The sequence below is a fragment of the Helcococcus bovis genome, from assembly GCF_046035835.1.
Taxonomy (GTDB): Bacteria; Bacillota; Clostridia; order Tissierellales; family Peptoniphilaceae; genus Helcococcus; species Helcococcus bovis.
Window position 1 is genome coordinate 1 of the sequence record NZ_JBFNGB010000046.1, and the last position, 962, is coordinate 962.

Here is a 962-nt window from a genome sequence, read left to right on the forward strand (position 1 = left end):
AAAGTCTTATGCTATAGACCCGAAACTGGGTGATCTATCCATGGTCAGGGTGAAGTTGAAGTAAAATTCAATGGAGGCCCGAACCGGGTATCGTTTAAAAGATATCGGATGAACTGTGGATAGGGGTGAAAAGCCAATCGAACTCAGAGATAGCTGGTTCTCCTCGAAATAGCTTTAGGGCTAGCGTTGATTTGAGATTACTGGAGGTAGAGCACTGAATGGTCGCGGGGCGTTTGACGTTACCAAGATCTATCAAACTCCGAATACCAGATAATTATAATCAGCAGTCAGAACGTGAGGGATAAGCTTCACGCTCAAAAGGGAAACAGCCCAGACCGTCAGCTAAGGTCCCCAAATCATGTTAAGTGGGAAAGGATGTGATTCTACTCAGACAACTAGGATGTTGGCTTAGAAGCAGCCACACATTTAAAGAGTGCGTAATAGCTCACTAGTCAAGTGGAGTTGCGCCGAAGATAAACGGGGCTAAACATGATACCGAAGCTACGGAATTTAGAGACAAGAAGTAAATGATTTAAGAAAAGTAAGTTTAATCAGAAATATGAAACAAAAGACGAAATTAAAAAATTTCATACGTCAGACATCAGAAAATTATTCCCGTATGTAAATACGAAAATAAAAGATGAAGAAAAGTATAAAGAAACAATTTCAAATAAATGGATTAAATTAACAGAACTTAGAAAATTTACTTCTCGTCTCTAGATTGGTAGAGGAGCATTGTGTACACGTTGAAGCTGAATCGAAAGATAGGTGGAGAGTACACAAGAGAGAATGCTGGCATGAGTAGCGAGAAGGTGAGTGAGAATCTCACCCGTCAAAAACCTAAGGTTTCCTGAGCAAGGCTCGTCCTCTCAGGGTTAGTCGGGACCTAAGCTGAGGCTGAAAAGCGTAGGCGATGGACAACAGGTTGAAATTCCTGTACTGCTAATAATCGTTATTAGAGA

The 962-nt window shown here is 41.1% G+C and carries 1 rRNA gene; it reads left to right on the top strand.

Going from position 1 to position 962, the window contains the following annotated elements:
* A 23S ribosomal RNA gene (locus ABGF48_RS08430) occupies positions 1–962 on the top strand; the annotation flags it as partial.